Source organism: Dyadobacter sp. (assembly GCF_039919315.1).
Taxonomy (GTDB): domain Bacteria; phylum Bacteroidota; class Bacteroidia; order Cytophagales; family Spirosomataceae; genus Dyadobacter.
In genome coordinates this window covers 20,783-47,224 of sequence record NZ_JBDSFX010000095.1, presented here as the reverse complement: position 1 = coordinate 47,224, position 26,442 = coordinate 20,783, and the positions used below count along the sequence as shown (strand labels likewise).

The 26,442-nt window shown below is 45.3% G+C and carries 25 protein-coding genes; 14 read left to right on the top strand and 11 right to left on the bottom strand.

Features of this window, described 5'->3' with window-relative positions; all coding sequences use genetic code 11:
- The first annotated feature begins 12 nt into the window (after window positions 1-12).
- From ABIO93_RS28135 to ABIO93_RS28120, 4 genes are all read left to right on the top strand, one after another.
- The gene (locus ABIO93_RS28135) at window positions 13-1,131 is read left to right on the top strand and encodes a histidine kinase (protein WP_348073349.1); all 1,119 of its coding nucleotides are present in this window, start codon (window positions 13-15) and stop codon (window positions 1,129-1,131) included.
- Entirely contained in the window at window positions 1,128-1,823 is a 696-nt protein-coding gene (locus tag ABIO93_RS28130; RefSeq protein WP_348073348.1) for a LytTR family DNA-binding domain-containing protein, read from the top strand. The genes ABIO93_RS28135 and ABIO93_RS28130 overlap by 4 nt, the downstream gene beginning before the upstream one ends.
- Window positions 1,824-1,947: 124 nt before the next feature.
- Window positions 1,948-2,685, top strand: a complete 738-nt coding sequence (locus tag ABIO93_RS28125; protein ID WP_348073347.1) for an intradiol ring-cleavage dioxygenase — start codon at window positions 1,948-1,950, stop codon at window positions 2,683-2,685.
- A 3-nt stretch (window positions 2,686-2,688) separates the two neighbouring features.
- Window positions 2,689-3,378 carry a hypothetical protein gene (locus tag ABIO93_RS28120; RefSeq protein ID WP_348073346.1) on the top strand — a complete coding sequence of 230 codons (690 nt, stop codon included), beginning with the start codon at window positions 2,689-2,691 and terminating at the stop codon, window positions 3,376-3,378.
- 105 nt (window positions 3,379-3,483) lie between these two features.
- Here ABIO93_RS28120 and atpC read toward each other — a convergent pair whose 3' ends face one another.
- On the bottom strand, window positions 3,484-3,726 hold the full coding sequence (gene atpC, locus ABIO93_RS28115) for an ATP synthase F1 subunit epsilon (RefSeq protein WP_348073345.1): 243 nt from the start codon (window positions 3,724-3,726) through the stop codon (window positions 3,484-3,486).
- A 33-nt stretch (window positions 3,727-3,759) separates the two neighbouring features.
- Window positions 3,760-5,274: a F0F1 ATP synthase subunit beta gene (gene atpD / locus ABIO93_RS28110; protein ID WP_348073344.1), complete on the bottom strand. Its 1,515-nt coding sequence runs from the start codon at window positions 5,272-5,274 to the stop codon at window positions 3,760-3,762.
- A 264-nt stretch (window positions 5,275-5,538) separates the two neighbouring features.
- Between atpD and ABIO93_RS28105 the strand changes: the two genes are divergently transcribed.
- The 9 genes from ABIO93_RS28105 to ABIO93_RS28065 all read left to right on the top strand — a co-directional run bounded on the left by ABIO93_RS28105 (window position 5,539) and on the right by ABIO93_RS28065 (window position 12,793).
- Window positions 5,539-5,772 carry a DUF433 domain-containing protein gene (locus ABIO93_RS28105; protein WP_348073343.1) on the top strand — a complete coding sequence of 78 codons (234 nt, stop codon included), beginning with the start codon at window positions 5,539-5,541 and terminating at the stop codon, window positions 5,770-5,772.
- A complete protein-coding gene (locus ABIO93_RS28100; RefSeq protein WP_348073342.1) occupies window positions 5,772-6,104 on the top strand; it encodes a DUF5615 family PIN-like protein in 333 nt (110 codons plus the stop codon). Before ABIO93_RS28105 ends, ABIO93_RS28100 begins: the two co-directional genes overlap by 1 nt.
- Window positions 6,105-6,144: 40 nt before the next feature.
- Window positions 6,145-8,808, top strand: coding sequence for a hypothetical protein (locus ABIO93_RS28095; RefSeq protein ID WP_348073341.1), 2,664 nt, complete (start codon window positions 6,145-6,147; stop codon window positions 8,806-8,808).
- 43 nt (window positions 8,809-8,851) lie between these two features.
- Window positions 8,852-9,304 (top strand): hypothetical protein, encoded by a 453-nt coding sequence (locus ABIO93_RS28090; protein ID WP_348073340.1) that lies wholly within the window; start codon window positions 8,852-8,854, stop codon window positions 9,302-9,304.
- Window positions 9,305-9,359: 55 nt separating this feature from the next.
- Window positions 9,360-10,070 (top strand): ABC transporter ATP-binding protein, encoded by a 711-nt coding sequence (locus tag ABIO93_RS28085; RefSeq protein ID WP_348073339.1) that lies wholly within the window; start codon window positions 9,360-9,362, stop codon window positions 10,068-10,070.
- A gap of 51 nt (window positions 10,071-10,121) precedes the next feature.
- Window positions 10,122-10,274 carry a hypothetical protein gene (locus ABIO93_RS28080; protein WP_348073338.1) on the top strand — a complete coding sequence of 51 codons (153 nt, stop codon included), beginning with the start codon at window positions 10,122-10,124 and terminating at the stop codon, window positions 10,272-10,274.
- 140 nt (window positions 10,275-10,414) lie between these two features.
- Window positions 10,415-11,137 (top strand): RluA family pseudouridine synthase, encoded by a 723-nt coding sequence (locus ABIO93_RS28075; protein ID WP_348073337.1) that lies wholly within the window; start codon window positions 10,415-10,417, stop codon window positions 11,135-11,137.
- A 78-nt stretch (window positions 11,138-11,215) separates the two neighbouring features.
- Window positions 11,216-11,950 (top strand): hypothetical protein, encoded by a 735-nt coding sequence (locus ABIO93_RS28070; protein ID WP_348073336.1) that lies wholly within the window; start codon window positions 11,216-11,218, stop codon window positions 11,948-11,950.
- A gap of 60 nt (window positions 11,951-12,010) precedes the next feature.
- Window positions 12,011-12,793, top strand: coding sequence for a hypothetical protein (locus tag ABIO93_RS28065; protein ID WP_348073335.1), 783 nt, complete (start codon window positions 12,011-12,013; stop codon window positions 12,791-12,793).
- Window positions 12,794-12,862: 69 nt separating this feature from the next.
- Here the strand turns inward: ABIO93_RS28065 and ABIO93_RS28060 are convergent, their stop codons facing one another.
- Complete coding sequence (locus ABIO93_RS28060; protein WP_348073334.1) at window positions 12,863-13,387, bottom strand: hypothetical protein; 525 nt, start codon at window positions 13,385-13,387, stop codon at window positions 12,863-12,865.
- Between the two features lie 142 nt (window positions 13,388-13,529).
- Window positions 13,530-14,123 (bottom strand): peptide-methionine (S)-S-oxide reductase MsrA, encoded by a 594-nt coding sequence (msrA, locus tag ABIO93_RS28055; protein ID WP_348073333.1) that lies wholly within the window; start codon window positions 14,121-14,123, stop codon window positions 13,530-13,532.
- Window positions 14,124-14,370: 247 nt separating this feature from the next.
- Between msrA and ABIO93_RS28050 the strand changes: the two genes are divergently transcribed.
- Window positions 14,371-14,916, top strand: a complete 546-nt coding sequence (locus ABIO93_RS28050; RefSeq protein ID WP_348073332.1) for a CopD family protein — start codon at window positions 14,371-14,373, stop codon at window positions 14,914-14,916.
- Between the two features lie 39 nt (window positions 14,917-14,955).
- Here the strand turns inward: ABIO93_RS28050 and ABIO93_RS28045 are convergent, their stop codons facing one another.
- The 7 genes from ABIO93_RS28045 to ABIO93_RS28015 all read right to left on the bottom strand — a co-directional run bounded on the left by ABIO93_RS28045 (window position 14,956) and on the right by ABIO93_RS28015 (window position 26,435).
- Complete coding sequence (locus tag ABIO93_RS28045) at window positions 14,956-16,167, bottom strand: hypothetical protein (protein ID WP_348073331.1); 1,212 nt, start codon at window positions 16,165-16,167, stop codon at window positions 14,956-14,958.
- Between the two features lie 196 nt (window positions 16,168-16,363).
- On the bottom strand, window positions 16,364-17,449 hold the full coding sequence (locus ABIO93_RS28040) for a hypothetical protein (RefSeq protein ID WP_348073330.1): 1,086 nt from the start codon (window positions 17,447-17,449) through the stop codon (window positions 16,364-16,366).
- Between the two features lie 6 nt (window positions 17,450-17,455).
- The gene (locus ABIO93_RS28035) at window positions 17,456-19,414 is read right to left on the bottom strand and encodes a hypothetical protein (RefSeq protein ID WP_348073329.1); all 1,959 of its coding nucleotides are present in this window, start codon (window positions 19,412-19,414) and stop codon (window positions 17,456-17,458) included.
- A gap of 1 nt (window position 19,415) precedes the next feature.
- Window positions 19,416-21,647, bottom strand: a complete 2,232-nt coding sequence (locus ABIO93_RS28030; RefSeq protein WP_348073328.1) for a hypothetical protein — start codon at window positions 21,645-21,647, stop codon at window positions 19,416-19,418.
- A gap of 7 nt (window positions 21,648-21,654) precedes the next feature.
- Complete coding sequence (locus tag ABIO93_RS28025; protein ID WP_348073327.1) at window positions 21,655-22,515, bottom strand: hypothetical protein; 861 nt, start codon at window positions 22,513-22,515, stop codon at window positions 21,655-21,657.
- A gap of 33 nt (window positions 22,516-22,548) precedes the next feature.
- Complete coding sequence (locus ABIO93_RS28020; protein WP_348073326.1) at window positions 22,549-24,465, bottom strand: IPT/TIG domain-containing protein; 1,917 nt, start codon at window positions 24,463-24,465, stop codon at window positions 22,549-22,551.
- Window positions 24,466-24,479: 14 nt separating this feature from the next.
- A complete protein-coding gene (locus ABIO93_RS28015) occupies window positions 24,480-26,435 on the bottom strand; it encodes a hypothetical protein (protein WP_348073325.1) in 1,956 nt (651 codons plus the stop codon).
- Between the last annotated feature and the right edge of the window lie 7 nt (window positions 26,436-26,442).

The following is a 26,442-nucleotide window of genomic DNA, read 5'->3' as shown; positions in this document are numbered from 1 at the left end:
GTACAAATGGTCATGATTCGGACGAGAAATCTTTGGATAATTCACTTGCTGGGATGGATATTGTTCATTTCCCTGCCGCTGACGATCATGTCACGGGAACCCGAAGCGGATATTCAATTCATATTGCTAACCTCAGAGTCATTCTGGCTGTTTTTCCTGCTATACTTCCTGCTTTTTTACTTCAATGTACTGGTCCTGATCCCCAAATTGTTTCTGAAACAAAAGTATGTTTTGTACTCAGTGATTTTTATCGGCGGGCTTTTAGCTATTTTTTATTTCCAACCATTTGAAAATCTGATTTTTAAAAAATTTCATACACAGGAAACATCTCGCATGTACGACGAGATGCTTCCGCCCCCGCCGCCGCTTCCACCCCCGCCTCCCCGTCCGTTCGATGAAAATGTGCCGCCACCGAGGCGAGGGTCTGATAATGGAACGACGGTAGATTTTGTGAGCCTGGTATTGTTTGTCGTGATATGGGTAGTGGCTATGGCAGTCAAAATCTCGGAACAATGGCGGCTTTCTGAGAAAAGGGCCATTCTTTCGGAGGCGGATAAGGCGCAGGCTGAACTGTCGTTTTTCAAAGCGCAGATAAACCCTCATTTTTTGTTCAATACCCTCAATAATATTTATGCATTGGCAGTCAGCAACAGTGAAAATACGGCGGAAAGTATTTTGAAACTGTCCCAAATGATGCGCTACATTACCGAAGAGGCGATGGAAGATTTTGTTCCGCTGGATGATGAAATTGCCTGCCTTCGAAATTACATTGATTTACAAAAACTCAGACTGAATGCTAAAACGTCGGTGTCTTTTGAAATAACTGGTTCGGCCCGAAGTGTTCGAATTGCTCCATTGATCCTGATGACATTTGTGGAAAATGCTTTTAAATATGGAGTCAGTAACCGTCAAGAGTCAGCCATTGTTATCCGGGTTGAGATCTTGCGGGATGAGGTCGTTTTCTTTTGCCAAAATAGGATATTTGATGTGAATCCTGATTTGGAGCGAAAAGGCGTAGGCATTGTCAATACCAGAAAACGGCTTGAATTTTTATATGCAGGTAAGCATACATTGGCCATTGAAAAGAGCGACGAAGTCTTCACTGTCAATTTAAAGCTAGTCTCAGTATGAAATGCGTTGCTATTGATGATGAGCCACTTGCATTGCAGATCTTGCAAAAATACATATCTGCATTTCCAATGCTGGAACTTCTGGGGACATTTGATGATGCCATTGAAGGTACCGCATTTTTGAAAGATAACACCGTCGATCTGCTGTTTATCGACATTAATATGCCCGATCTGTCGGGGCTGGACCTGGTATCGCGGCTGGAAACACGGCCTATGATCATTTTCACGACGGCGCACAAAAAATTTGCGCATGAAGGATTTGAACTGGAAGCATTGGACTATCTGTTGAAACCGATCACCACGGAGCGTTTTGAAAGAGCGGTTCATAAAGCTTTGGAACAATATCAGTTTAAAAAATCGCGGCAAAATGAAGCTGCTGAGTCGGTTATTGTCCGTTCAGAATACAAAATGATTAAAATTCTGCTCAGCGACATTGAATTTATAGAAAGCATGGAAGACTACATTAAGATCCATCTGATGAGTTCGAAACACCCGGTTTTGACATTGATGTCATTGAAAGGGATATTAGAAAATCTGCCCGAAAACAGGTTCAGTCGTATTCATAGAAGCTACATTGTCCCTGATGCTTTGGTAAAATCCATTCAAACCAAAAAAGTAAAATTATTGACCGACAGAGAGTTGCCAGTAAGTGATAGCTACCTGGATTTTATAGAACGCTGGAAAATCCGGTAGGCTAACCTTGCAAGAGGCGATTCACCGAGAAAATGGGGGCATTGACCGACACATAGGGTATACGGTGCAACAAATGAGGGCCAGAAAACGATAATATATTAAAATCACAGAACTGTTGCACCCTATGGAACGTAAGGAATTTTTAAAAAGAGGTTTTTCGGCCCTCGGATTGGCTACAATCGTGCCGTTGATCAGCTGCTCAAATAGGAGCGTAGATGCGGAAACTACCGACACACCAACAGGATCCACGTCGGGTTCCACAAATGGGACTACCAACGGCGCCTGTACGTCAACGGCCTCGGAAACAGCTGGTCCGTTTCCAACTAAGTCGCCGGCAAGCTATGTGTTAACCGATATCACCTCTGACAGACTTGGGACGAAGCTTACCGTCAAAATTACAATTCAGAATAAAAGTAATAGCTGCGAAGGCTTGTCCGGTGCGCTGGTCGACATCTGGCATTGCGATGCTGCGGGAAGTTATTCAGAATATGGCGGTTCAGGGATGCAGTCGATCAACTATACCAATGTTCACTTTCTGCGTGGGAGACAAACGACCGATACCAATGGCGTTGTAAATTTCGCGAGCATTTATCCGGGCTGGTACTCCGGCCGTGCGCCGCACATTCACGTACACGTGTACGATTCGAGCGGGAAATCGCTTTTGGTTACCCAGATTGCCTTTCCGGAAGAGATCAGCAAAGTGGTGTATGCGCAAGGTGTGTATGCAAGCCACGGCCAGGCCGACACGACGATTGCGCGGGACAATGTTTTTGGCGACGGGGTTTCTACCGAATTGGCAACTGTAACAGGCAGCGTAACAGCCGGATATGAATTGACCCATGCCATTGTAGTAACAGCGTAAGATATGATGATGATTCAAACAGCAGCGCAGATCTTCGTAGAAAGTGCTCGGGGACATTTTCAAACTTCGCATTTCCGCAGTTTCCGGACGTTCAATTTTGAAGACTATCAGGCCGAGGGTCGCGAGGCTTTTGGAAGATTGTTTGTGGTGAATGACGAGACGTTGCTTGCTGAAAGGAGTCATCAAATCGTGGTAGAGAGCGAATGCAGGATAATTTTATTGCCGCTGGTAGGAGGGTTTGAATGGACGGACAGTACCGGAAACCTGCGTTTTATTGATTCCGGTGAAGCGGTGATCTTCGTTGCGCAGCCGGGAGAAACCTATACATTGACAAATCCATACGATCAGGAAGCGATCAATTATCTTCAGATCAGGATGGAATGCGACACGGATGCAGTTGGCGATCCGTTTATCACACGGTTTGATCTGGCTCACAAAAACGCACTTCTTCCAATATACCGCAGCGCGACGAACGAGGGGAACGTTTACATTGGTAAATATGGGGGTAGGGAGGAAGGTGTTTTTGTTAAGGACCTATTGAATCGTGGAATTTTTGCATTCATCATCGAAGGAGCTTTTGAGGTTCAAAACCGCTTATTGGAAAAGCGCGACGGCTTATCGGTCTCATTCGCAGACGAAATTGAGTTTGAAGCGCTTTCGAATGATGCGGTTATTTTGATTTTGGAGGTTTAAAAATAATAAGACTTACCGCGTCTCGAAGACTTGGCAAGTCTCTCCAAAAATAAAAAATCAGATGCCGTTTGGACAGCATCTGATTTTAAAGCAAAAATTTATATCCTACAAAACCGCTTCGGCCAGCACCAATACCTTATTGTTGAGCACTTCCACAACGCCGCCGTCAATGACGAAGCTTTGTTTGGCTGCTCCGGTATCTACTACCACATCTCCTTTGCCCAGCGTGCTGACCAATGGTGCGTGGCGGTTCAAAACCTGAAATTGTCCTTCGGTACCCGGTAATGTAACAGCAGTTGCCTCGCCGGCAAATACTTTTTTATCTGGGGTAATGATTTCTAAATGCATTTTTATTGGCGTTTAGCGGTTAGCATCTAGCTCTTATCTCGTTGCTTCTGCAAGCATTTTTTCTCCTTTGGCCTGAGCGTCTTCGATGGTTCCAACGAGGTTGAAAGCCATTTCAGGAAGGTGATCGTAGCCGCCGTCCATGATCAGGTTGAAACCTTTGATGGTATCGTTGATATCAACCAATGTTCCTTTCAAACCTGTGAACTGCTCGGCAACGAAGAATGGCTGAGACAAGAAACGTTCAACACGACGAGCGCGGGATACAACCAGCTTGTCTTCGTCAGAAAGTTCTTCCATACCAAGGATCGCGATTATATCCTGCAATTCTTTGTAGCGTTGCAAAATATTTTTTACGCGCTGTGCGCAATCGTAATGCTCATCACCCAATGTTTCAGCATTCAAGATACGTGAAGCTGAATCCAATGGATCCACAGCTGGGTAGATACCTTTTTCAGAAACTTTACGGCTCAATACCGTCGTAGCATCTAAGTGGGCAAATGTTGTCGCAGGAGCAGGGTCAGTTAAATCATCCGCAGGTACGTATACCGCCTGTACGGAAGTGATAGAACCACGTTTTGTAGATGTAATACGTTCCTGCATCTGTCCCATTTCAGTTGCCAGCGTAGGCTGGTAACCCACAGCAGATGGCATACGTCCCAAAAGGGCCGACACTTCCGAACCTGCTTGTGTAAAACGGAAGATATTATCGATAAAGAAAAGAATGTCGCGACCTTGACCTTCGCCATCACCATCACGGAAATATTCCGCCATAGTAAGACCTGAAAGTGCCACACGTGCACGTGCGCCAGGAGGTTCGTTCATTTGTCCGAAGACGAAAGTAGCTTGTGAATCTTTCAGAGTATTGTAATCCACTTTGGAGATATCCCATCCGCCTTCTTCCATGCTATGCTTGAACTCGTCGCCGTATTTAATGATACCGGCTTCGATCATTTCACGCATCAGGTCATTTCCCTCACGGGTACGTTCTCCAACTCCCGCGAATACTGAAAGACCAGCATAAGCTTTTGCGATATTGTTGATCAGCTCCTGAATCAATACGGTTTTACCAACACCAGCACCACCAAACAATCCGATTTTACCTCCTTTTACATAAGGTGCAAGCAAATCGATTACCTTGATACCTGTGAAAAGTACTTCGGTAGCCGTTGCAAGATCTTCAAATTTTGGAGCAGAACGGTGGATAGAAATACCATTGGTGTTGTCAATAGGGGTAAGTCCGTCGATCGCTTCACCGATCACATTGAACAAACGACCTTTGATGCCTTCACCGATCGGCATTTTGATAGGCGATCCAAGCGGAGTAACTGCCATACCGCGCTGCATACCTTCGGTACTGTCCATCGCGATGGTACGGATACGGTCTTCGCCCAAATGTTGCTGACATTCAAGAACTACTCTCTGACCGTTTGATTTGATGACTTCTAACGCATCCAGGATCGACGGGATGTTACCGCTGTCCTCAAATGATACGTCTACAACCGGACCAATTACCTGCGTAATTTTTCCTATGTTTGTCGCGTTTGCCATTATATAATTTTGATTATCTCCGATGAGGTTTTTTTCAGACCGCAAAAGTAGGAGATAATTTGGTCAGTACCAATAGTACAATGGGGGATTTATTGGATATTTTTTAGAAAATACGCCTGTTTTTGTGAAAAATATAGTTTCAATTTTTAAAAATTCTCATAATCGAGATCGTTCGGGAACTTTTGTGAACGACGGGTATTGACGGCGAGTTTGATGAAATTTTAAAAAGAAGTAAATTTGGTCTTTGTCACTTATATTCAGATAATGAACACGCAACTGCTAGAACGCATCACATTTAATCCTAACCAATGCGGAGGAAAGCCCTGCATACGGAATATGCGAATTCGGGTAACCGATGTGATCGAATTACTGGCAAGTGGGTTGTCTCCTGAGCAAATTATCACCGATGAATTGCCGGATCTTGAACGGGAAGATATTACAGCCTGTCTATTATATGCGGCTGTAAAACTCAATCACCCCGTTTTGCAGGCCGCCTAATGATCATACTGGATGCACATTTACCTCCCGGTCTGGCTGCCTGGATCAATACCAATTTTCAGATCGAATGCTACTCCGCCCATTTCTTAAATCTTCGTAATGCGGAGGATGCAGAGATTTTTTCAATTGCTAGAGTACATAATGCCATTGTTATTACCAAGGATGATGGTTTCGTTTCTCTTTTAAACAGAAATGGAAGTCCTCCGAAAGTAATCTGGCTCACTTGTGGTAATACCTCAAAAAGTAGATTGAAAGAAATTTTAAATGTCAATCTTGTTCCAGCTCTGGAACTGCTTCAAAATACAGATTTGGTGGAAATCACCGGTTATTAATAATTTTTCGTTACTATTCGTCACGGCTTAAACGAGATTTATGAAGGAGTTTTTTTTCTGGAAAGTGTGGTCGGCTTCCGAACGGCGGATGACGATCGCGGCTTTGGCAGTAATGGTATTGGCAATTGTTTTTTTTGTTTTCAAAAGCATTGATCCTCTTGGCAATGTCATTCGCTGGAATGTGGTCAGTGAGCTTTCTGAAATCACTGCTGTCGTAGACATCTTACAATTGGGTCAGTGGCAGTACGGCATTTCAACACCTTCTCATTTGGTTACTGAAAGCTTCATGGCATCCGTAATGGAGATCGATTTCTGGGCCGTCAATCTTTTCTGGGTTTTTGCATTAATCGGTCTTTCGCTGATCCTGGCAGCCTTGACGACCATGTCGAGGTTCTGGTACCTGGGCGGAATGATCGCTTTTATCATGTTCCTGGCATTTTCCAGACTGGAAACACTGGGTGTTTTTGGAGAGGGGAATCGTACCCTATTTCTGATTGCAGTAGTGCTCTATGGAGGAGTAACCTATTATTTCAATGCTTTCAGGCCCGATTCCGGGATTAGTATGCGAATTCTGGGCATATTGGTAGTATCCGTTTTGCTCAGCCTGCTAATAACATGGGCATCAACTAACCCATTTCCGGCTCTGGCATCTGCGGTATATTCATTTCCGTTGTGGCTGTTCATTACCATTATGTTTTTGCTCGTCAGTTCGACCGAGATCATGGCTGGGCTGGTGTGGCTGAGTACTAGTGGCTCGCTTGTAAAAGGACGCTCGGGCCTGACGAATTTTATCGTTATCAGTGTGTTATATCTGATTGTGCTACTATTAATGTACCTGAGAAACACCAAGCAGATCGACTGGGACATTACTTTGATAAGCCCCGTCTATCTCGCACTGGCCGCCGGTGTACTCGGGTTGTGGGGTTTCAGAAGACGTGCTGATTCTACTGAGGGGCTGATTCCATTCAGAAGTACCGGCTTTTGGCTGTATCTGGGCATGTTCATCATCGCAGTCGCGTTCGCGGGTTTCGCGGCAGGTACCGCCAACGATCCTGTGCTGGAAACATTGGAGGATGTGGTGGTACAGGGGCAGCTCGCAATGAATGTATTGTTTCTGTTTTACGTACTGATCAATTTTTACCCGTTATTCCAGCAAAAACTCGCTGTATATAAGGTACTTTACAAACCCATGCGGTTCGGTCTGACACAAACGCGGCTGTTTGGTTTTGCGGGAGTAGTGATATTATTCTCAATTCAAAAACTGTTGCCGGTTAACCAGGCGATTGCCGGATATTTTAATGGGCTGGGAGATTTGCATGTGAAAACAGAGGAGTTTCCTTTGGCGGAACAATACTACAAACTCGCATTGCAACAGGAATTTCAAAACCATAAATCAAACTACGCGCTGGCTTCTTTGGCGCTGAAACAAGGTGATAGAAATGCCGCGGCCTATTATTTTAGACAATCATTGCTGAAAAACCCGTCGCCGCAGGCATATACAGGGCTTAGCGGGATATTAATTGAAGAAAATCTCTTTTTTGATGCAGTTTATAGTTTGCAGGAAGGAATACGTCGTTTTCCTAAAAGCGGCGAATTGCTGAACAACCTTGGAATGCTTTATTCAAAAACCAATGTAGCAGATTCGGCATACTACTATATTGATAAGGCAAAGAATAGCACGCAGCGCGCCGAAATTCCCGCAACCAATTTGCTAGCGATCATGGCGAAGAGTACAGACTCGGGGTTGCTGGATTCGCTTGCTTCGGGCAGTGAGCGGCGGAATTACCTTTCCTGGCAGGCCAACTGGCTCGCAATACAGAATTTACGACAGAAGTTTTCAAAGGAAAATTTTAATAAAGAGTCTGTACCCGCCGATTCCCTTCTCAGTGTTTCAGCATTCGCTTACCTCTTGAACTATGCGACCAACCAGGCAACACAGGATAGCACATTAGCGACTTTGTTGCCAAAACTGGCCATCAAAAATCCACTGCTTTCGCAGGACCTAAGCTTTGCGGCACTTTATCCGGGGTTTTACAGCGGGGATAAAATCAAAGCACTGGAAACGCTTTCTTCCTGGTCAGGTGAAGACGGCGAAAAAGGAAACCTGTATAATAAGGTACTCGGACATTGGTTATTGCAATTAGGATTGTATGACAAGGCCATAGAATCATTATCCGTGGTAGAAGGGGTTGAGGGGACCATTGGTATGGCGGTGGCCAATGCATTGTCTGACAAAAAAGAGATAGCAGTTATTTTATTGGATAAAATTCAGGAAAAGGAGAAAAGTACCGCAGTGGAGCAATTGAAGCAAACTTTGTTTTCAGGCGTGAAACCGAAATTTATGGGCGATTCGCTCATCCAGGTAGCCCAGAGTTCGCCTTCAGATCAGAATTTTGCAAATGCGGTGAAGTCAAACCCTTTTGATGCAGACATTGTATCGGCCGCTTCGGAATATTTCAGAAAGAAAAAACAGACGGCAAAAGCTTACAAAATTATTCTGGATGCGATACGATTTAATGAGTATGCGCCACAACTTTGGGAGCAATATGCGTATTTAAGTCTGGAACAAGGATTAGTAAGCCAGGGAAATGAGGGAGAAGCGAAAGTACGGCAATATGCGGCACCTGCCGATTATCAGCGATTTTTGAATCGCTATCAACCCATGCGGGCTCTTATCGAAAAACAAAGGGCGGAATTTCAGTGATTTAATATTTTAGCTATTATTTCTTGATTACACTTCATCAACTATGAATTTATCCTGGAAATCAAATTTCAGCGGAACTGAATGCCGAATTTTCCGGGATAAATTAATAGTCGGCCTATTAAAAACAAGCCTTTGGAAAGGAGACGGATACGGGGAGTTACATGGTAATCTGCTCCGGTTTAAAACCAAAGGATTCTGGAAGCAAACTACTGAAATCTGGGACATTGACGGAAAAAGAGTACTCGGCGATATTCGCTACCATGTGCTGAAAAGTACCGCCACAATCACTTACGAGGACATGAGTTATCATTGGCAATTCAATTCCTGGACCCGAAAGCAATGGGTGGTAAGTAATGAAAACGACACTGCCAGTTTCGAATTAAAAAGTTTTTGGAAAAATGATGGAGTGATAGAAAATGAACAAATTCCGGCTGCCATTATCCTGATCGCCTTATATGTTCACGGCCATTATCGCAAAATTTCAAGCTCGTCCTGAGTCAATTAAAGACACATTGCATTAAAAGTTTTCCCCATTCTGAAAATTTCTTTACATGAAAATCATAGATACCAGTGAAGTTTCGAAACGTTATGTGATGGGAAGCGAAGTAATCGACGCGCTCAAATCAGTAACAATTTCGGTGAATAGGGGCGAATACGTGGCTTTTATGGGGCCTTCCGGCTCGGGCAAATCCACTCTGATGAACATTATCGGCTGTCTGGATACGCCTTCTACGGGTCGGTATGTACTGAACAATAAGGATGTAAGCGATATGACGGAGAGTGAGCTGGCGGAGATCAGGAATAAGGAAATCGGTTTTGTATTTCAAACTTTCAACCTTCTACCCAGAATGTCTTCACTGGATAATGTGGCTTTGCCGCTGATATATGCAGGTTTAAGCAAGTCAGACAGAACTGAAAAGGCCATGCTGTCGTTAAAAAACGTGGGTTTGGAAAATCGTGCGGGACATAAGCCTAATGAACTCTCGGGAGGGCAGCGACAACGCGTCGCGATTGCGAGAGCGCTGGTGAATGATCCGAGTATTCTGCTTGCCGATGAGCCTACCGGTAACCTCGATAGTAAGACATCTTATGAAATTATGGATCTCTTCGATCAGCTGTATAGCAAAGGAAATACGATCGTAATGGTTACGCACGAAGAGGACATCGCCCATTACGCGCACCGGATCGTGCGTTTACGCGATGGACTGGTGGAGTCCGATGCGATTAACCCTAATCCGAAGAAGGTAAGTGCATTGGTTTGACTTATTTCGTATTCAAAATTTCAGTAACTTTCGTAAAAGCACAGAGATATTATGAAAGGAATCAGTTATTTAACAGATGAGATCGGCCATAAAAAAGCGGTTGTCATTGACTTTGATCTTCTGAAAGATCGCGATAGCCTTGTAGAAATTCTGGAAGACATTGAGGATGAAATTGCGATTGAACTTCGTAAAAATGAGCCGTAGCTGGATTGGAAGGCTTACAGAAACGAATAGTAATATTACCTTTGTAAAAGAAACGCTCAGAGACAGATATAACAGTAGAGTGCATCCGGATGAATTACCTTTTGAGTAATTCATTCGGATTATTTTTATTAGAACATTTTATGAAGATTAATTTCAAAGACCTCATATTATTCGAAAACGAGGATTTTTTACTGGTCAATAAGCCACCACATCTTGCAACATTGGATGAAAGGACGGCGGATAGAGGAGGCAGCGTGTTGCGGCTCGCGAAAGAATACAATCCTGAACTTCAGGCAGCACACCGGCTCGACAAAGAGACTTCCGGTGTACTGGCGTTTGCTAAAAATGCAGCTGCTTACCGGCATTTGGCCATGCAGTTTGAGCACAGGGAAGTGACGAAGCGTTACCATGCCGTTGCAAACGGTATCCATAACTTGGAAGGAATTTCAGTGTACCTGCCGATCCTGGCTTTGAAAAATGGCACTGCCGTGAAGATTGACAGGATAGAAGGCAAGGTGGCTGAAACGATATTCAACACTTTACAGGTGTACCGGGGATATACTTTAGTGGAATGTATACCCATTACCGGACGTATGCACCAGATCAGGATACATTTGTCGTGCCTCAAAGCCCCCATCGTTTGCGACCCTCAATATGGTGGTGAACCTATATTTCTTTCCTCCCTGAAACGCAAGTTTAACTTGAAGAAAGAAACAGAGGAACAGCCTCTTATTCAGCGTGTTGCGCTTCACGCGCATTCGCTGTCATTTGCTTTGATGAATGGCGAACCGGTACGGATTGAAGCACCCTATCCCAAAGATTTTGAGGTACTTGTAAAGCAATTGAACAAATTTGGAATGTAGTAGCATAATTTTTTAGGACATGTCAATAAAGTTTGTGTACGTTTAACCAATCCCATTGATCATCCTAACTTTACGATTATGCAATTACACACATCTAGGAACCTGCCGATGATAGCGTTTGCCGTGCTATCCTTGTCCCTGGTCAATTTTTCCTACGCGCAGACCGGCCGCAAAAATGATGTCATCGTCAAACGGGATAGTTCGAGAATCCAGGCCATTATTACCCAGATGAGCTATGAAAAGATCAACTACCGCGACCTGGGTACGGCGGATAGCGCGAAGGCTTACATATCCCTTGACCTAGTTGCCCGGGTACTGCTCAAAAACGGTAAAACCATCAATGTAAGGGATTCGGTATTGATCGGTCAAGTCCCGCCGGATAGTGTTGGACAGTATGCGGACAAGAATAACCTGCCGACTAATGCATTTGAGCGGAGTGTAGTGATGGCGAATTCGGACCAGTTGAGAAACAAATACCAGTATCACAAAGACCGTTCGATCGATGGCAAAACGGGCGCCATTGTTTTTACATCGGTAGCCGTTGTGTCTTTGATCTCCGGGATCATTATTTCAAGTACAGGCGACAGCCCTGATAACAAAACCATTGGTAATTCTCTCGCTATTACAGGACCAGTCGTTGGAGGTGTTTTAGGCCTCATTGGTTTCCGCAACTACAAACGTCACAGCGCCAGGGCAGAAAAAGTGAAGACAGAACTGGAAAGAAGAAACCAGCCGCTAAGCCAATTGCGCATCGGCCCTGCCTTTGATCCGTTTAATAAATCAGCACAACTTACGCTGCGATTGTCATTTTGATAAGGGTAAATTTATTACTTCATTCGAAAACAAAACAATCAAATTTGAATTGCTACCGCCATGAAGTTAAATTTATCATTGAAGAATTGGTTTCTCATTATATCAATTCTGATCAGCTACGTGCCTATTTCCCATGCACAAACTACCCGTAAGCCCGACATTATCACATTACGAAATGAGAGTAAACTGGAAGTGATCATTCAGGAAGTGGATGAAAATAATGTCAAATACAAAAAAATAACCGACCAGGAAGGTCCCATTTTTGCATTAAGAAAGAGCGAGATTGTTTCGATTCAATACGGGAACGGCGAGATAGAAACTTTTGAAGCGGTGTTGGAAGTACCTAGCTATTATTCACCTTCCAAAACGCCCCAGCCAGCATCTACAAACGCACCCGGACCACAGAGAGCTCAGCTTCCCAAAAATAGATTTGCGGAAAGCGTACAGAATGCCACACCTGATCACCTGCGATCAATTTACAAATATTATAAAACAAGATCGAAGACTGGAATGGTTATGGGAATTGCAGGAACTTCCATAGGCGTAATAGTTGCTGGTATAGGTACTGGAATAGTAGCCAGCGCGACAGATGCGAATGGTAATTTCGCGACTTATCAGGACGAAAGGAGAGCTATCAAAGGCGCCTGGATGATGATAGGTGGCTTTGCAGGAGCGGCTACTTTTGGAACAGTAGGGTTCATCAAAGCAGGAAAAAATGGTTCGAAGGCCAGCAGGATCCGGAGAGAGCTGATCCATAGGGGTGAGCCGTTAACCATTCACATTGCTCCGGGTTACAATCCTCTGAACCAGGCTGGTTACCTGACGCTGAGTATGAAGTTCTGATTTGAAAAGACATAAAAAAAGGCTCTGAAATCATTTCAGAGCCTTTTTTTATGTCAATACCTTGATTTCTCAGAATTTGAAAGCGATACCAGCTTTTAAAGCCGCTGCGTTGTAACCAACTTCTGCAAAAACACCGAGATTAGGCTTGAAATAATATCTTGCACCAGCAAAAGCTCCGAAGAAAACGCCGTTTCCATAAGCATCATAACCAAGGCCATCATAGGAAGAGCTTGCTATGCGGTAACCCAAGGCAGGACCAGCGTAGAGGTCAAGATTATCCATTTTTAGAAAATGTTTTCCGTAGTGGTATGAACCTCTGGCTGCAATACTTATAAAGTTATAACTCCATCCATAACCATAACCTCCTCCGCCATAGCCCCAATGCATAAAGTCGAACTGGCCACCAACGCTGATGAAGTCGTGAATACCACCTTCGAACGATGCACCTGCACCAACACCGCCACCACCGTAAGTACCGCCTAGGTTGATACCTGCATTCAATAATTTATCTCCTTTTTCAAATTGGGCAAAAGCCTTTTCTGAGGATACACTCAAAACCGAGGCTACGAGTAACATGAATAGAGTCTTTTTCATCGTAATAGATTAGTTATTGTTAAAAAATTATGGCACAAATTAAAGCCTTTATTTCATTGCTCCAAAACTTGTGCCATTTATACTTATTATACGGGTACTCTGACTTTATAAGTGGTTTTTCATTGCGCTTCGAGCCTGTAAATCAAATGTGTTTGCGCAGTTTGTCCTTGAAAACCTTCTTGAACTTATCCAGTTTAGGAGCGATCACGAACGCGCAATATCCCTGGTCGGGGTTGTTCGCAAAATAGTTTTGGTGATAGTCCTCCGCAATATAAAACTTCTGAGCGCCAGTGATTTCCGTCACGATCGGATTCGAGTATGCCCCCGATTTGTCCAATTCCGCCTTGGCCTGCTCTGCGAGACTTTTCTGCTCCGCATTGTGGTAGAAAATGACTGAACGGTACTGTGTTCCTATGTCATTTCCCTGGCGGTTCAGGCTGGTAGGGTCGTGGCTGCGGAAAAATGCTTCAAGCAGTTCCGCGTAACTGATCACTTTGGGGTCGTATGTAACTTCCACACATTCCGCATGGCCGGTGGTGCCGGTACACACCTCTTTGTAATCAGGATTTGCAACATGTCCGCCCGAATAACCTGAAACTACTTTTTTGACACCGTCGAGAGATTCGAGTACTGCTTCCGTACACCAGAAACACCCTGTCCCGAAAGTTGCGATCTCGGTATTCGCGGTATCCACGTTATTCTCGTCCAATGCCGTAGAGGCAGTCTCTTTGTCCATTTTTTTCTTATTCTTTTTGTCCGATTGTGCACAGGAGATAACAACCATGCAACACATAAAGAGGAATGTTAAAATTGGGATCGTGGTTCTTGTCATTTTGTTTTCGCTAATTTATTAATCAGTAAACGAATAGCCGGTAAAGAAAGTTTTATATCAGTTATTCATGCAATATTTACGAAATTTGAGGGCAAAAAGATCGGAATTTTTCAACACATGATCTGATCAGCAAAGTGACCAATTCTCTGTTATGACGTATCTCCATTTTAAAGCGCTCCACATCATTTTTGTCGTCAGCTGGTTTGCAGGACTTTTCTATATGCCGCGCCTGTTTGTGTACCATACCGAAGCCAAAGACAAGCCCAGCCCCGAAAGAGAAATCCTTATTGCACAGTTTACCAAAATGGAAAAACTGCTCTGGAATGCGATCATGACGCCTGCGAGTTGGCTTGCGTTACTATGCGGTGGGGCTATGCTGTACATTACACCCGCCTGGCTGGATCAGGACTGGATGCGGTTGAAGCTGCTCTTTGTTGTTGGACTTATCGCGTATCACTCTTTTACACATAAAATCCTCGTTGAACTTAAAAACGAAAAATTCAGATTTACATCCTTTCAATTACGGCTTTTTAATGAGGTAGCAACCATATTTCTGTTCTCCATTGTATTTCTCGTAGTATTGAAAAATACGGTCGACTGGCTTTTCGGCGTGCTCGGACTGATCGCGTTTGCTGTCGTGATCATGACAGCGGTGCGGATCGTGAAAAGAATGAGGGAAAAAAGCAAAAAGCCATAACACCGACGGCGCCATGGCTTCTCATTTTAGCTGTTGATTTTAAAGCGGAATGAACGAGTTCTCAAACATCATTGCAATCACAGTAGGGTCGGAGAGATCGCTTTCAGGAGAATTTGCGAAGACCGCTACTTGTATCTTGCCGAAGTCAAAAATAATGGTCTCGTTATTGTCGCCAATGCTTGACTTGTAGAAGTAACTTCCTTTGGTCCCAGTTAATTTCCCATCAAATCCGAGCAGTTTGGACTTCATTAATTCCAGGTCCGCTAGACTAATCACCTTGAATTGTGCCACTGCTGATTGTAGCTTGGCAAATTGCGAAGCGCTGAGATAAAGGCCTGTCACACCACAGTTGAACCGATTGATTGCTTTGGCTTTTCCAGGCTCATTCCCAGTCTTTGCAGGATAGCCTTTTGTACCAAGACTTGAACTGATCGGTCCGGTATTATCCCAGGTTTGCCAGTCGATTATTGAAGCATTATCGAGTCCGGCCGGCACAAAGACATCCGTTCTCACAATGTCCCTGTAATGAGCTCCCCATGCTGTAAAGTTCTCAGCCACTGCATCCAATTCATTCAATTTTGCGTTGCTACCCTGCTTTTTGAGCTCGACGGCTTCCACATAAGGAGTTATAATCCCGAGCAACAAATAGTTAATATCATTATTCTCACGCGTTTTGGCATTGAATATCGGATCGTTTACGGGACCCTCCACAGTCAGTTTGAGCTTAGTCAAATCATTGTAGTTGAGAAGCCCGGTTCTATGAGCAAGTAACCTTTCGAAGTCAAGCGTTTTAAACTTGTCGCTCGGTTTCCAGGTTTTTGGCAGATATGGCCACACTTTGGTCGACAATGACAAATTATACTTTTTAATGATACGCAGAACCGCCAATGCAGTGACATACTGGGTAGTCTTCAACGTTTCCTGCTTCACGATCGCACCGTGAGCTTGAAAGCTGGATTCGATATGCTTCCTGGCGACACCGTCTCCACCGTTTGTGTTGAAATATTCCTTTCCGTCGTTAAAAATGGAGTAGCCGAAGCCTGCCACCTTCGGGTCCAAATAATCTTCAATGCGTTGTGCGAACGCTACCTGGTCAAATTTAGTAGGTATGCCCAATTTGGCAGACCGGTCATCATCTTGTTTTTCGGCAGCTTCCGGAGTAAGAATTTCGTTTTCCTTGCAGGCGGTTGAGAATAAGACTGCGCTAAAAATGAGACCGCAGCTTAATGATTTCAAGAATTGAGTTTTCATTGTCCTTAGTTAAAGTGTGACTGATTGATTTGAAAAATTTTGTTTGATTTTGATGTTGACAAAGGTATGGCACGCCCCAAAGCCGAACTTTTAAGGGTTCGTAAAAAAGTATAAAAAAATATTAAATTAGTTATTGGAAAAGCGTCTGGTACTCAGCCCATTCGGACAGTACCAGACGCTTTGCAGATTGGAATTGCTACTTTTCACTGATATCGATCGGACCCCATTCTTTGCACTCGATCCAGCCTTTTACAAATGGTTTTCCTGAGTCGGAAATGTCTGTGATCCTGTATCGCAGCGGAGCGTCAATGCGCACTGCGTATTCAAATCGTACGTTTTTGACGTAAATGTCTGGTGATCGACGGTAAAATGTGCCCTGTGCCGTAATCGGTTTATTCTCAATGGACAAGGCTTCTATTTCGATCTGTTTGGCATACAAATCATCCCTTAGCTCATTATTAAAATCATAACAACGGACATCGATCATAGCGTATTCCGGCGGGAGCTGCTCATTCACATCTACCTTGCTGAGAAATTTCTGAAAATCTGCAGGGAGCGTAATACCTATCGAACCGGCACCGGCCAATACTACTTTTTTAATAGGTTTCAAATTCAAGCTGTCGCGGAAATCCTGAATAAAATCAGCAAATAAAGGAGTCCTGATTTTGCCAGAATCAACTTTGATTGAGGCATTTTCAGAGGAAATCCCTTCGGCAAAAAATGCATAGCCTACGCTGATTAAGGCTTGCTGTTTCTCAAATGCCTTTTCCAGGATCTGCGCATCTGCATTGGAAACCTGAATAGTGAATGTGCGCTCGTCGCCTGAATTGTTCGAAGCTTCCTCTGTATTTCCATTGATGATAAAACCTTGTTCAGCGGGAACTGCCGGGGTGTAGATGAGGAAAGATTCAATGCGGTTCAAAGGCATTTGTTTCAATGTCACCCACCCCAGTTCCGATTGGATCGCAGCCAGCTTTTCTTTCGAAGGCATTTGTATAGCAACTTTTAATTGACATATATTCCTAAAAACCTTCTTTTGTCTGTCCTGGCTAAGCTTTCTTCCGGTGTAGCGCATCATCACCATGCGGAAATCAGGATCGCCGTCCCGGTCTTTCACCAATGTCATACCGGCGGGCGGGTAATAATAAACCTGCTTGTCTTTCACATCAGGGTATAGGCGTAATCCGTTATTGAACAGGCCATTGTCCCAATTGACCTGAGCCCTGCAGCATACACCGGCAAGTTCCAGGATGAGCAGCATCATTAAAAATCTCGTGCGCATGACGTACTATTTGAGTGGTCTGCCTATTATTTTTTCAAGATTCGCTTTGTTGAGGTAAACCTGCGGGCTTGTTTCACTGATCCAGCTGGTTTCTACCTGTGCCTGATTGCTCACCACAATGATTTTATACTGGTACGAAAGGCGCTTGTCCTGGCCGGGGTAAAGCGGTCCGAGCTTGATATCCTCCCCGTCTTTGCTAATGTTCGCTGAAATTTCGGCCTCCCTGTTGTGGGCCGGATCGGCCTGGGTCGATTTAACCCTGACTTGTACCAGTTTCGCATCCAGGCTGCTCACCAGGTCCATGGACTGAAATACAATGCTGGTTTCGAAACTGCCTGATAATCCCGTTGTTAAGGATTGTAATAATGCTTGGGTACACGTGGGACAAGGCATAATATCATATTCAAGCCAGATCTGGATGACTTTATTGCTGCTGTCAAACCATTGAGGGATCTTGACGCCATTGAAACTAACGCGGGACGAAGGCGGGGCAACCGGCCCATTGCAGTTCCACGAATAAATGTAGTTACTGCCATCATTCTGAACGCCATTGTCTAGCAAAGCATGCATGTACCGGATCCTGACAGGGTAGGGGAAAGGGTTCTGCCAACCACTTTGCCGCCAGTTTCCTTTTTCCAGAATGATCTTTCCGTAATTGCGTTTGTCATTGAATGCAATGGAAACAGGAATTTTTCTGATAATAGAATCTGTTCCAAAAGTGAGGGTACCATTCAACCCGACACCGTTTTGCAAAGCCAGTACGATCATATCCCGGGTCTTGTTGTCGGTAGACCAGGATACCTGCAGCGGACTGGTAAAATCTGTGGGCGCCGTCACATCGAGCTTGGAAGGATCGATCTGAAAAACACCCTGAAAATCACTTTTCAATGACATCGCCGGTGCCGTATTCGCTCCAAACAATTGAATTTTAGGCGATAGCATTTCCACATTCTGAGACTTCATCAGCTTGCGGATCAGGTACCTCGTCGTTTCCAGTTGCTTGCTGGTAATTCCCGCATCAAGCCCCGCATGAAACGTCACTTGGTTGTTAGCGCCATACAGCACTTTGAAATTCTGATAGCCCTCCTCCTTATTCCAGCGCAGATTATAGGCAACCGGCGAAATGTAGAAAGTTTCAGAGGCAGGATTAATGTCAGGATATATTTCAGTTCTGATGTTATTGATATCACTTAGTTCAAAATCAATGTCTGTTTTAATATTGTCCCAAAGAGAAAAGGGCTGCCGCGAAGGGCCACGCGGGGTTTTATCGCCTGTCGGCCCAGGTGCAGGCACGCCCGCTCGGGTAGCGAGCGAAGGTGTTGTGCTACCCGCCGCCTTGGAAGGGTTAGGCAGCGGATCGGCCGCCCCGAGTTGCCACAAAGACGCGGCTGACCCGATCGGTTCGAGATTAATGACCTGCACCAGGTTCTCACCTTTGATCTGACTAGTCCAACGTTTTCCAAGTGAAAAAATGTAATCTTTCTGCGGGGCAATGCGCGCGGGATCTTTCAGTTCAACGGATAAAAGATTGGACTGAACTTCCATATTTTCGGGAATATTGGCCTTCAAAGTAATTTCAGCTGGACTTTGCCCTTCCATCACGGTGACCATTTGAGGAAGAATGTACGACTTAGCCTGGCTCTTATCTGCCGACACAGCAACCTGGATATTGGCCTTTGAAACACCCGAAAAATAGACCATTACCGTCAGTTGCAGAGGTGCATCATCCAACACAATGACTGAATCAACACCTGATTTCGACCGTGCGCTTTTACCCCCGGGAGGCCAGTCGGGCAGCTTATCTTCCGAAGGCAGCGCACCCTGCACATTGTCAAATGTCTGGTGATTATCAATGTTAGCCAGTCGCAACTTTCTGTTTTTTAGTCCGCTGTGGTTCTGATACTGGCCTGTTGCCGCGAAGCTGATCGCAAGCAGGATCAGTAGTATTGCAGGGTTCGGTTTCATATCAATTGGTTTTTGGTAAAACGTCCACAAACAATACATCCGAAGTGGAAGTGCTTTTTCCGGATTTAATATTGGTATTATCATTGAGTACCCATTCCGTTTCAAAAGAATAAGTGAGGTCTTCTTTTGGATGAATGATCTCGACCTGTTGCTGTAAAATGTCGCTGGCCGGGCTGATCGTGGCCCTTTTCACATATTCTGTATCGCCTAGTTTGTAATAAATTTTAACAAAAACAGCCCGTACCGAAGCCGCTTTCAGCAATTCTTTATCCGCCATCAGCCTGATTTCCGACCGGTTGAACGGGGGAGAAACACCGATCACATTCTCATTCGAAGGTTTCCAATCCTGGTGAATGGTGTACCCGCCAAAAAAATTCCAGGTAGTCTGGTAGTCGTAATCCAGCCAGGTGCGGCGATCATTATCACCATTGCCCCAGCCGTACATCATTTTAAAAGCATTCCCTTTGGTATTGAAATTCTTTCTGTCGATCCGTACCTCGTCATATGTCAGTTCGCCGGCCTGGTGTTTCTTGCGCATTTTGACGGTCACATAGTTAATGTATTTGTCAAAATCAGCCAATGCGCCGCCATCCAGATACGTCACTAGCTCGCGCTGCGTGTACAAACTACTCGCAGTATTGACTTCCAGCAGACAGCCACGGCAATTGATCCTGCCAATATTGCCGCCAAAAGGCTCATCGATCGTCACCGGATCATAATGGTTGAGATCCAGGACAAAACTTCCCGAACGTTTTACTTTGGAGCGATGATAAACAGCTTCCACGGAAAAATCAGCCAGAGAAATGCCGCTGAGGTCTTTTCGGTCCTCTTCAATTCCCGCTATTTTTTTGGCAGCTTTTTCTACGTCTTTATTGGTACCGTCAGCTTCTTTTTTTGTTTTGGTCAAAGATTCTGCCTGTGTTTTTTCCTGAAAAGTAGTACCTGTTTTTTCGGCAGCATCTTTTGTTTTCTGCGCTTTGCCAAGTGCCGCAACAGCTTCTTCCAGCTCCTTTTTCGCGGCTATTTTTTCGGTACTGTCTTTTGCTGCGGCCTGTTTTGTGACTGTGGCAGCATGTTTTTCCTTGGCAGCCGCTAATGCTTTTGTCGCAGCTTCAGTCTCCTTGTCCAGCTTGTCTTTTTGCAGTTTAATGTCAGCCGTTTGTGCGGCATCATCCTTTTCATCAGCGGCCTTGTCGGCTGCTTTGGCGGCTGTTTGTTCCGTTTTCGCCGTCGTCAGATCCTCCCCCAACCGTGTTCTTTCCTTGCCGCGCTCCGAATCCTCTCTGGTCAGTTCGCGATCTCTTCTCGACTGGCCATCTTTGCCCGGGCTGATCAGATAGTTACTGGATGAGCGTCCCAACCGGCTTGAATCCAGTGATTTGGAGAAGCAAAGGTCGACGACCATATTTTCAATTTTTGAAATCAATGCAGCGTCGAGCGGTTTATTTCCAACGGTAGTAACCTTGATCGTTCCATTTTGCCGCAAATCAGTCACCATATCACTAATCTCGGCCTTCACTACCGGCATATCGAGGGCAAGGTTCATGATGCGATGCTGGTTGACAATGTCCCAGTTTACCTCCATTTTGGCACCTATCGGAGAATTCAATCCCGCAATGGTCATGTTGAAATTCAATGAAACGTCCGGGTTTGAACCTTTCATGGTTTCCCATAGAATGGTAGCATCCGTCGCATTCAGCGGGAAACCTACCGCAATGAAGTCACCATCCAGCACTGGTGCTTTTTCAGTACCCAGTATCCTGATCTTGTCGTTGGTAGCAGCACTTTTTGTAACAAGGCTTACCGTTCCCGATCTGTAAATCACCGGGCCAACCAGCTTTGCACCAGGTACTTTCCCCGATAAATCAGACGCCGCAGTCGCAATTTCCGCATCGCTGACCGACAATCCCATCAGCACATGTACCCAGCCACCACCATCGCCTTCCTTAATTTCAGTGCTTTCCGCGTCTGACCGTTTGTTGGTAACATATTTGATAAAGGAGAATTTGGGCTGGCCCGTCGTTTCGTCCGTGGCAATACGCAGCTTGTTGGGCAGATAGTAATATTGCAGCGGATTGTCTTTGGCCGGACAGGCTTTCAGGCTACCAATGGTAATGATCTTGTCCAGCAGTATGCCCATGAAAAACTGGGCGTCGGCCTTCGCAGGAGCGGTTTGCTGCGCAGTCGCCCGGCCGCATAGCAGTATGCAGGCAATGTAAATCAAGGTTTTCATGGCTGTTCTATTTATTAAGATTTGGCAAAAAACTCACCGAAAAAAACGTCCTGTCCTTATTCACTTTCAGGTTCACGGGCTGTATCAGGTTGGAATAGGCATAGCCTGCACTGATGAAAATCTCATTGGAAATGAACAAATTAGCCTCAAAATTTCCGGTAATGATCTGGGTAGGAGGGATATTGCCCCTCGGTGTTTTGAATGCTACTTCAAACTGCTTTCTATTGAGGATCTGCTGAAAAGTCCCGAAAACCCTGAAAGATAAATTCCCGGCAATGTTGTCCCGCAGCGCAGCACCTTTGGCCGCGGCCTTCGATTTGACAAGTGGGATCAGGTACCTGAAATCCAGGCTGGCCTGCAAGGAAGGGATCAGGTACGACGATATGGCCTGTTTGTCATTTTTGTACTGCTTGTCCATTACCTTCGAGCCAAATCTGAAATCGAGCTGCGCACCCTTGATATCCTTGTTCATGATATCGCCCCCATTTGCAAAATAGGCCACTTTGGCCAACGAAACATTGAGCAACCCGCCGAGCTGGTTAAGCAGGTCATTGGCAAAGGCGCGCGTGGAATCCTCGCGGTTCGAAACGTAAAGCGGCACCGTATTGTAGAAAAAGAAATTCCAGGGACTCTCCCCTATATACGCGGTGAGTTTGTAAGTTTTGATACTAGCCGATGGTGCTGTTCCCGCAAAAGCAAATGACGCAGTGCTCAGGAAACTAGACCCTGGTTGTACCTCTGAGGTCTTGGTATCGACCTTATTGGTTTCAACGAGCTGTCCGAAAGCTGAAAATGACGCGAATTTCAGCATAAGAAGTATATACAGCAAACCTTTCCAGGCCGCCGGTACGACGAGAAATTTTCTCATGATATGACCAGTTTATTTTTTAAAAATGAATGCTTAATCAGGCGTAATCACACGGATCGCTCCATTGCCAGCGTCGTACACATAAATGCGGCCGCCTTTTCCGATACTCAGAAATGTAGGTCTGTTGAACCGTGCATTTTTACCAATCCCATCCACTTTTCCAGACATATTCAGATCACCGGCAATAGTCGAAACGAGTGGTTGAGCCGAAGAAAGCTTACTGATTTTTCTGATTATACTGTTCTCCGAATCGCAAATAAACATATCACCGGCCATATCAAATGCGAGGTCGGTAGGGGCGCGATACCCTGCGCTGGCTATCGGCGCATTGTCGGCAGTGGATGTGCCTCCGCCTGAGATGGTTGAAAACGTCCAGAGTTTGCCTTTGCTTTGTTGGTATATATAGATTTTATAGTTTTTGGCGTCACACAGATACAGTTGCCCATTGTAAAACTCAATGTCATCAAACGAGTAGGTAGTACTGTTGTAGATGGACGAATAAGCAAACCGGGAGCCTGCGGTATTACTTCTGGTGAGAGAATAAATACTGGAACCATTGTCAGGCCCGCTTGATGTTATAGATCCGGTTGCATAGAGTTGATTCGCGTTGGCTGCCGTAGCGTTACTAAAATCAATTCCATTTTTCGACGACCGCTCCACGAACCGGGGTGATGGAGTCGACGGACTTTTGGCTATTTCTGTAATCCTGTATTCTTCTGAGCCAAAAGAGGTGATATAATGATAGAGAATCTTGTCGCCGAGTGGCACGAGCCAGCGGAAGGCAGGAAAAATGTATTGCCCCCCCGCGTTTTTCGTTCTAAGCAATTGCGGAAGATTAAATGGAACGGCCACCGGTATTGCTGGGCTGCCGGGATTGTTTTCGATTCTGATGATGTAAGTATTCTCCAGCAGTTGCTGATAACCCAGATAAATAACATCGCTTCCGGACGCAGTATCGATTTTGAAATCCCTAACGGAGCCGTAATCCGTGCCTGCTATTCCCGTTGTGTAAGAGAAAGTACCCACGGTGTAGGTTGTCAGATATTGGAAATCCGGTTTTTCAACTGCTTCAAAATCAGATACTTTCAACGTTATCTTTCCTGAGCCGATACCTCTCGGAACCTTGAATTTGATCTCGGTATCAGTTGCAGATTCAATGTTGGCTGCTGCAATTTCAACGGAACCAATGAATAGTTTCAGCTCGGTTTTCAAAGGCGTGAAATTGGTGCCCTGAATGATAACTTTTTCATCCTTGGCACCTTTCAAAGCAGTGGTAGTAATTTTGGGAACATCGTAGGTAAATTCCAGTACACCGCCGACGGCGAAGTTGCTCACCAGTACCACTACATTGTCCTTAGCCGGCACTCCTTTCGGGATCCTGAACTTGATTTCAGTATCGCTGACACTCAAAATGTTCTCCTGGGGAATGTTAACCGTCCCGATTTTGATCACAATGTCCTCCTTCTTCGTCCCGAAATTGATTCCTTTAATGATCACCTCGTCGCCCGCCTGCCCGGAAAGGGTAGCAATGGTAAACTGACCTTTCCCGCTGAATGCAAACAAGATGTCTGCCGGTTTATCGGTGATACCGATATCATCAGAGGCCAGAATTTCGGTCCCGACATCTACTTTCACCACAATTTTGCCCATTCCCTGCCGCCCCGCAGGTACTTTGAATTTGATCTCCGTATCGGTAACACTCAGAATATCAGCCGAAGTAATGATCGTTTTTTGTGGCTCTGTAATGATTTCGAGGGTTACTTTGCTCTTATCGCTGCCAAATCGCTGGCCGGTAACCGTTACTTCGCTTCCTTCCTGCGCCACAGGTGGATCTACCTTGGAAACCACCGGGCAATTGGGGCAGGCGCTGTCCCCGACGATTTGTTTTTCCTCGCATGCCCAGAGTGTGAGCAGAGGAATGATGTATAAAATCCTAATAAATGTTTTCATGATCTTGTAAAAAGTTATTTAGTGATGACTTTGTAGATATCCTTGAATTTTTCGAGCACTTCCGTGCCTTTCTGGACCACTTTTTCAGATCCCGTACCGGCAGCGATCACCTTTCCGGCTTCGGCTGCCTTTTGAAAAATAGCCGAGGTCTTGTCGTTGAATTGCTCCGGAATACTTGCATACACATAACCATCGTTGATTTTTGCACTCCAGTCCAGTGCCAGTTTCCCTTCTGTTTTGTGTGTAAATACCATCCGGTAAGCATATCCCTGCGTATCCCGGTCGACGAGGATCATTTTCTGAACAATAGGCTGCCCGCCCGCCGCGCTGAGCGGTATCTCCGATTCAGTTTCCTGCCCAAATTTCTTGTAGCGCACCTGCAGGACTGCCCGGCTGATCTGCATCAGTTTGAGCTGTTCCAGGTCACCTTCGAATTCAATGGTACGCGGTGTTACCGGCGCGCCTAATGTCACGCCCTGCCATTCACCACGCAGCCACGGCGGATTTTCGGGATACCTGATGTTCCCTTTCAAGCTCCATTGCATTCGGTATTCGTACGTATCATTGCCGTTATCACCATTCCGGGCATAGGTAACGCTGGCCTGCGTGCCCGTTTTTTTGAGATAATCCCTGTCAATGGTGATGTCTTCCGTGAATGGATCTCCCGAGCTGCGGGTTTTGCGAACGTACACAGTTACATAATTCACTTCCTGCTGAAAAATCTGTTCAGCTTCCAGGTCTAGGATAAATCGGATATCCCGATGCTGGAAAAACGGATCAGCCAGGTTGACCGACGTAACACAAGCCTGGTTATGCCGCACGCCATTGTACCAGTCCGACAAGTTGCCGACAATGGTAACCGGGTACGAAATGGTTGTCCTGAGTGCCAGGTCGAACGTTTCGATCTTCTTGACCATCTTACTTTCCAGTTTGGACTTATTAATGCTCCAACTATGCCGGATATCGGCATCTTTGACGGGATCGTCGGCGCTTTCGGCCGGGGTAGTTGCGGGAAGCGCTTCTGTGCTTTTGTCGGCAATGGAATTGATAAACATTTCTGTAAAATGTTCGATCAACTTATCCGCAATGGCGCTGTTTTCCTGATATTTTTCAATTTCAACCTTCACTATCTTGGTTTCCAGCAGCAGCTTTTTGAGACTGTCAACCTGGGTTCTGGTGATTTTCTGGATCTGATTGGAAGACCACAATCCTAAGAACCCAGCGCTTACCCGTTTCTTTTCCACATCGATCTCGTCTTTTACGGACCGGGTCATTTGTTCCAGTTTTGACCAGTCAAAAGTTATTCGTCCCTGTACCGAAGGCGTGAGGAGCTTGTATTTCAAATCCAGCTTAAGACTCAGATCCGAGATCGAACGTGTTTTTTCCAAAGTCGTCGACATTAGCTGCGCCGCATACTTGTCCATTTTGACGCTCGCTGCGAGCATGGCACCGGGTAATGCTGGCGCACGTCCTGTGTGCATGATTTTGGCAGACTTTTCGTCCGATAGCGAGGCTGAAATAATGCTGAATGAATTCTCGCCCGATTCCAGTTCCACCGGACCTTTAACTACCGGTCTCACGCCCCCCGATGAGCTTTGCAGTTTTTGTTCCAGTTTGGATTGCAGTTCCGATTCTTGCTGTGCCGTTAAGCCCCATTCCATCATAAAATGCATCAATGCGCCCTGTACGCCGCCATTTGTTTCCTTGGCATCAGTCGTGTATTTAATAAATAAAAACTTAGGTACACCATCTTCCCGCCTGGACAACCGAATGTTGGTAGGCAGGTAATAATATTCACCCGACAATGTGGTACTGCCCATCGCAGGGGCCTTGCCATACAAAATGATATTCAATCCATCATTCAGGGCGATTTCAACTTTGTTGTTGTAATCCAATGTCTGAGCCGGAGCTATCTGAGGGGCTGCCACTGACACAATCAGCAGGTACAGGCCAATGAGTTGTATTTTCATAGGTCAA

What these genes read in the sequence shown, in the direction of transcription:
- ABIO93_RS28135 (WP_348073349.1), top strand. Translation starts at nt 13, where the DNA reads ATGATTCGGACGAGAAATCTTTGGATAATTCACTTGCTGGGATGGATA.
- ABIO93_RS28130 (WP_348073348.1), top strand. Translation starts at nt 1,128, where the DNA reads ATGAAATGCGTTGCTATTGATGATGAGCCACTTGCATTGCAGATCTTG.
- ABIO93_RS28125 (WP_348073347.1), top strand. Translation starts at nt 1,948, where the DNA reads ATGGAACGTAAGGAATTTTTAAAAAGAGGTTTTTCGGCCCTCGGATTG.
- ABIO93_RS28120 (WP_348073346.1), top strand. Translation starts at nt 2,689, where the DNA reads ATGATGATGATTCAAACAGCAGCGCAGATCTTCGTAGAAAGTGCTCGG.
- atpC (WP_348073345.1), bottom strand. Translation starts at nt 3,726, where the DNA reads ATGCATTTAGAAATCATTACCCCAGATAAAAAAGTATTTGCCGGCGAG.
- atpD (WP_348073344.1), bottom strand. Translation starts at nt 5,274, where the DNA reads ATGGCAAACGCGACAAACATAGGAAAAATTACGCAGGTAATTGGTCCG.
- ABIO93_RS28105 (WP_348073343.1), top strand. Translation starts at nt 5,539, where the DNA reads ATGAACACGCAACTGCTAGAACGCATCACATTTAATCCTAACCAATGC.
- ABIO93_RS28100 (WP_348073342.1), top strand. Translation starts at nt 5,772, where the DNA reads ATGATCATACTGGATGCACATTTACCTCCCGGTCTGGCTGCCTGGATC.
- ABIO93_RS28095 (WP_348073341.1), top strand. Translation starts at nt 6,145, where the DNA reads ATGAAGGAGTTTTTTTTCTGGAAAGTGTGGTCGGCTTCCGAACGGCGG.
- ABIO93_RS28090 (WP_348073340.1), top strand. Translation starts at nt 8,852, where the DNA reads ATGAATTTATCCTGGAAATCAAATTTCAGCGGAACTGAATGCCGAATT.
- ABIO93_RS28085 (WP_348073339.1), top strand. Translation starts at nt 9,360, where the DNA reads ATGAAAATCATAGATACCAGTGAAGTTTCGAAACGTTATGTGATGGGA.
- ABIO93_RS28080 (WP_348073338.1), top strand. Translation starts at nt 10,122, where the DNA reads ATGAAAGGAATCAGTTATTTAACAGATGAGATCGGCCATAAAAAAGCG.
- ABIO93_RS28075 (WP_348073337.1), top strand. Translation starts at nt 10,415, where the DNA reads ATGAAGATTAATTTCAAAGACCTCATATTATTCGAAAACGAGGATTTT.
- ABIO93_RS28070 (WP_348073336.1), top strand. Translation starts at nt 11,216, where the DNA reads ATGCAATTACACACATCTAGGAACCTGCCGATGATAGCGTTTGCCGTG.
- ABIO93_RS28065 (WP_348073335.1), top strand. Translation starts at nt 12,011, where the DNA reads ATGAAGTTAAATTTATCATTGAAGAATTGGTTTCTCATTATATCAATT.
- ABIO93_RS28060 (WP_348073334.1), bottom strand. Translation starts at nt 13,387, where the DNA reads ATGAAAAAGACTCTATTCATGTTACTCGTAGCCTCGGTTTTGAGTGTA.
- msrA (WP_348073333.1), bottom strand. Translation starts at nt 14,123, where the DNA reads ATGGACAAAGAGACTGCCTCTACGGCATTGGACGAGAATAACGTGGAT.
- ABIO93_RS28050 (WP_348073332.1), top strand. Translation starts at nt 14,371, where the DNA reads ATGACGTATCTCCATTTTAAAGCGCTCCACATCATTTTTGTCGTCAGC.
- ABIO93_RS28045 (WP_348073331.1), bottom strand. Translation starts at nt 16,167, where the DNA reads ATGAAAACTCAATTCTTGAAATCATTAAGCTGCGGTCTCATTTTTAGC.
- ABIO93_RS28040 (WP_348073330.1), bottom strand. Translation starts at nt 17,449, where the DNA reads ATGCGCACGAGATTTTTAATGATGCTGCTCATCCTGGAACTTGCCGGT.
- ABIO93_RS28035 (WP_348073329.1), bottom strand. Translation starts at nt 19,414, where the DNA reads ATGAAACCGAACCCTGCAATACTACTGATCCTGCTTGCGATCAGCTTC.
- ABIO93_RS28030 (WP_348073328.1), bottom strand. Translation starts at nt 21,647, where the DNA reads ATGAAAACCTTGATTTACATTGCCTGCATACTGCTATGCGGCCGGGCG.
- ABIO93_RS28025 (WP_348073327.1), bottom strand. Translation starts at nt 22,515, where the DNA reads ATGAGAAAATTTCTCGTCGTACCGGCGGCCTGGAAAGGTTTGCTGTAT.
- ABIO93_RS28020 (WP_348073326.1), bottom strand. Translation starts at nt 24,465, where the DNA reads ATGAAAACATTTATTAGGATTTTATACATCATTCCTCTGCTCACACTC.
- ABIO93_RS28015 (WP_348073325.1), bottom strand. Translation starts at nt 26,435, where the DNA reads ATGAAAATACAACTCATTGGCCTGTACCTGCTGATTGTGTCAGTGGCA.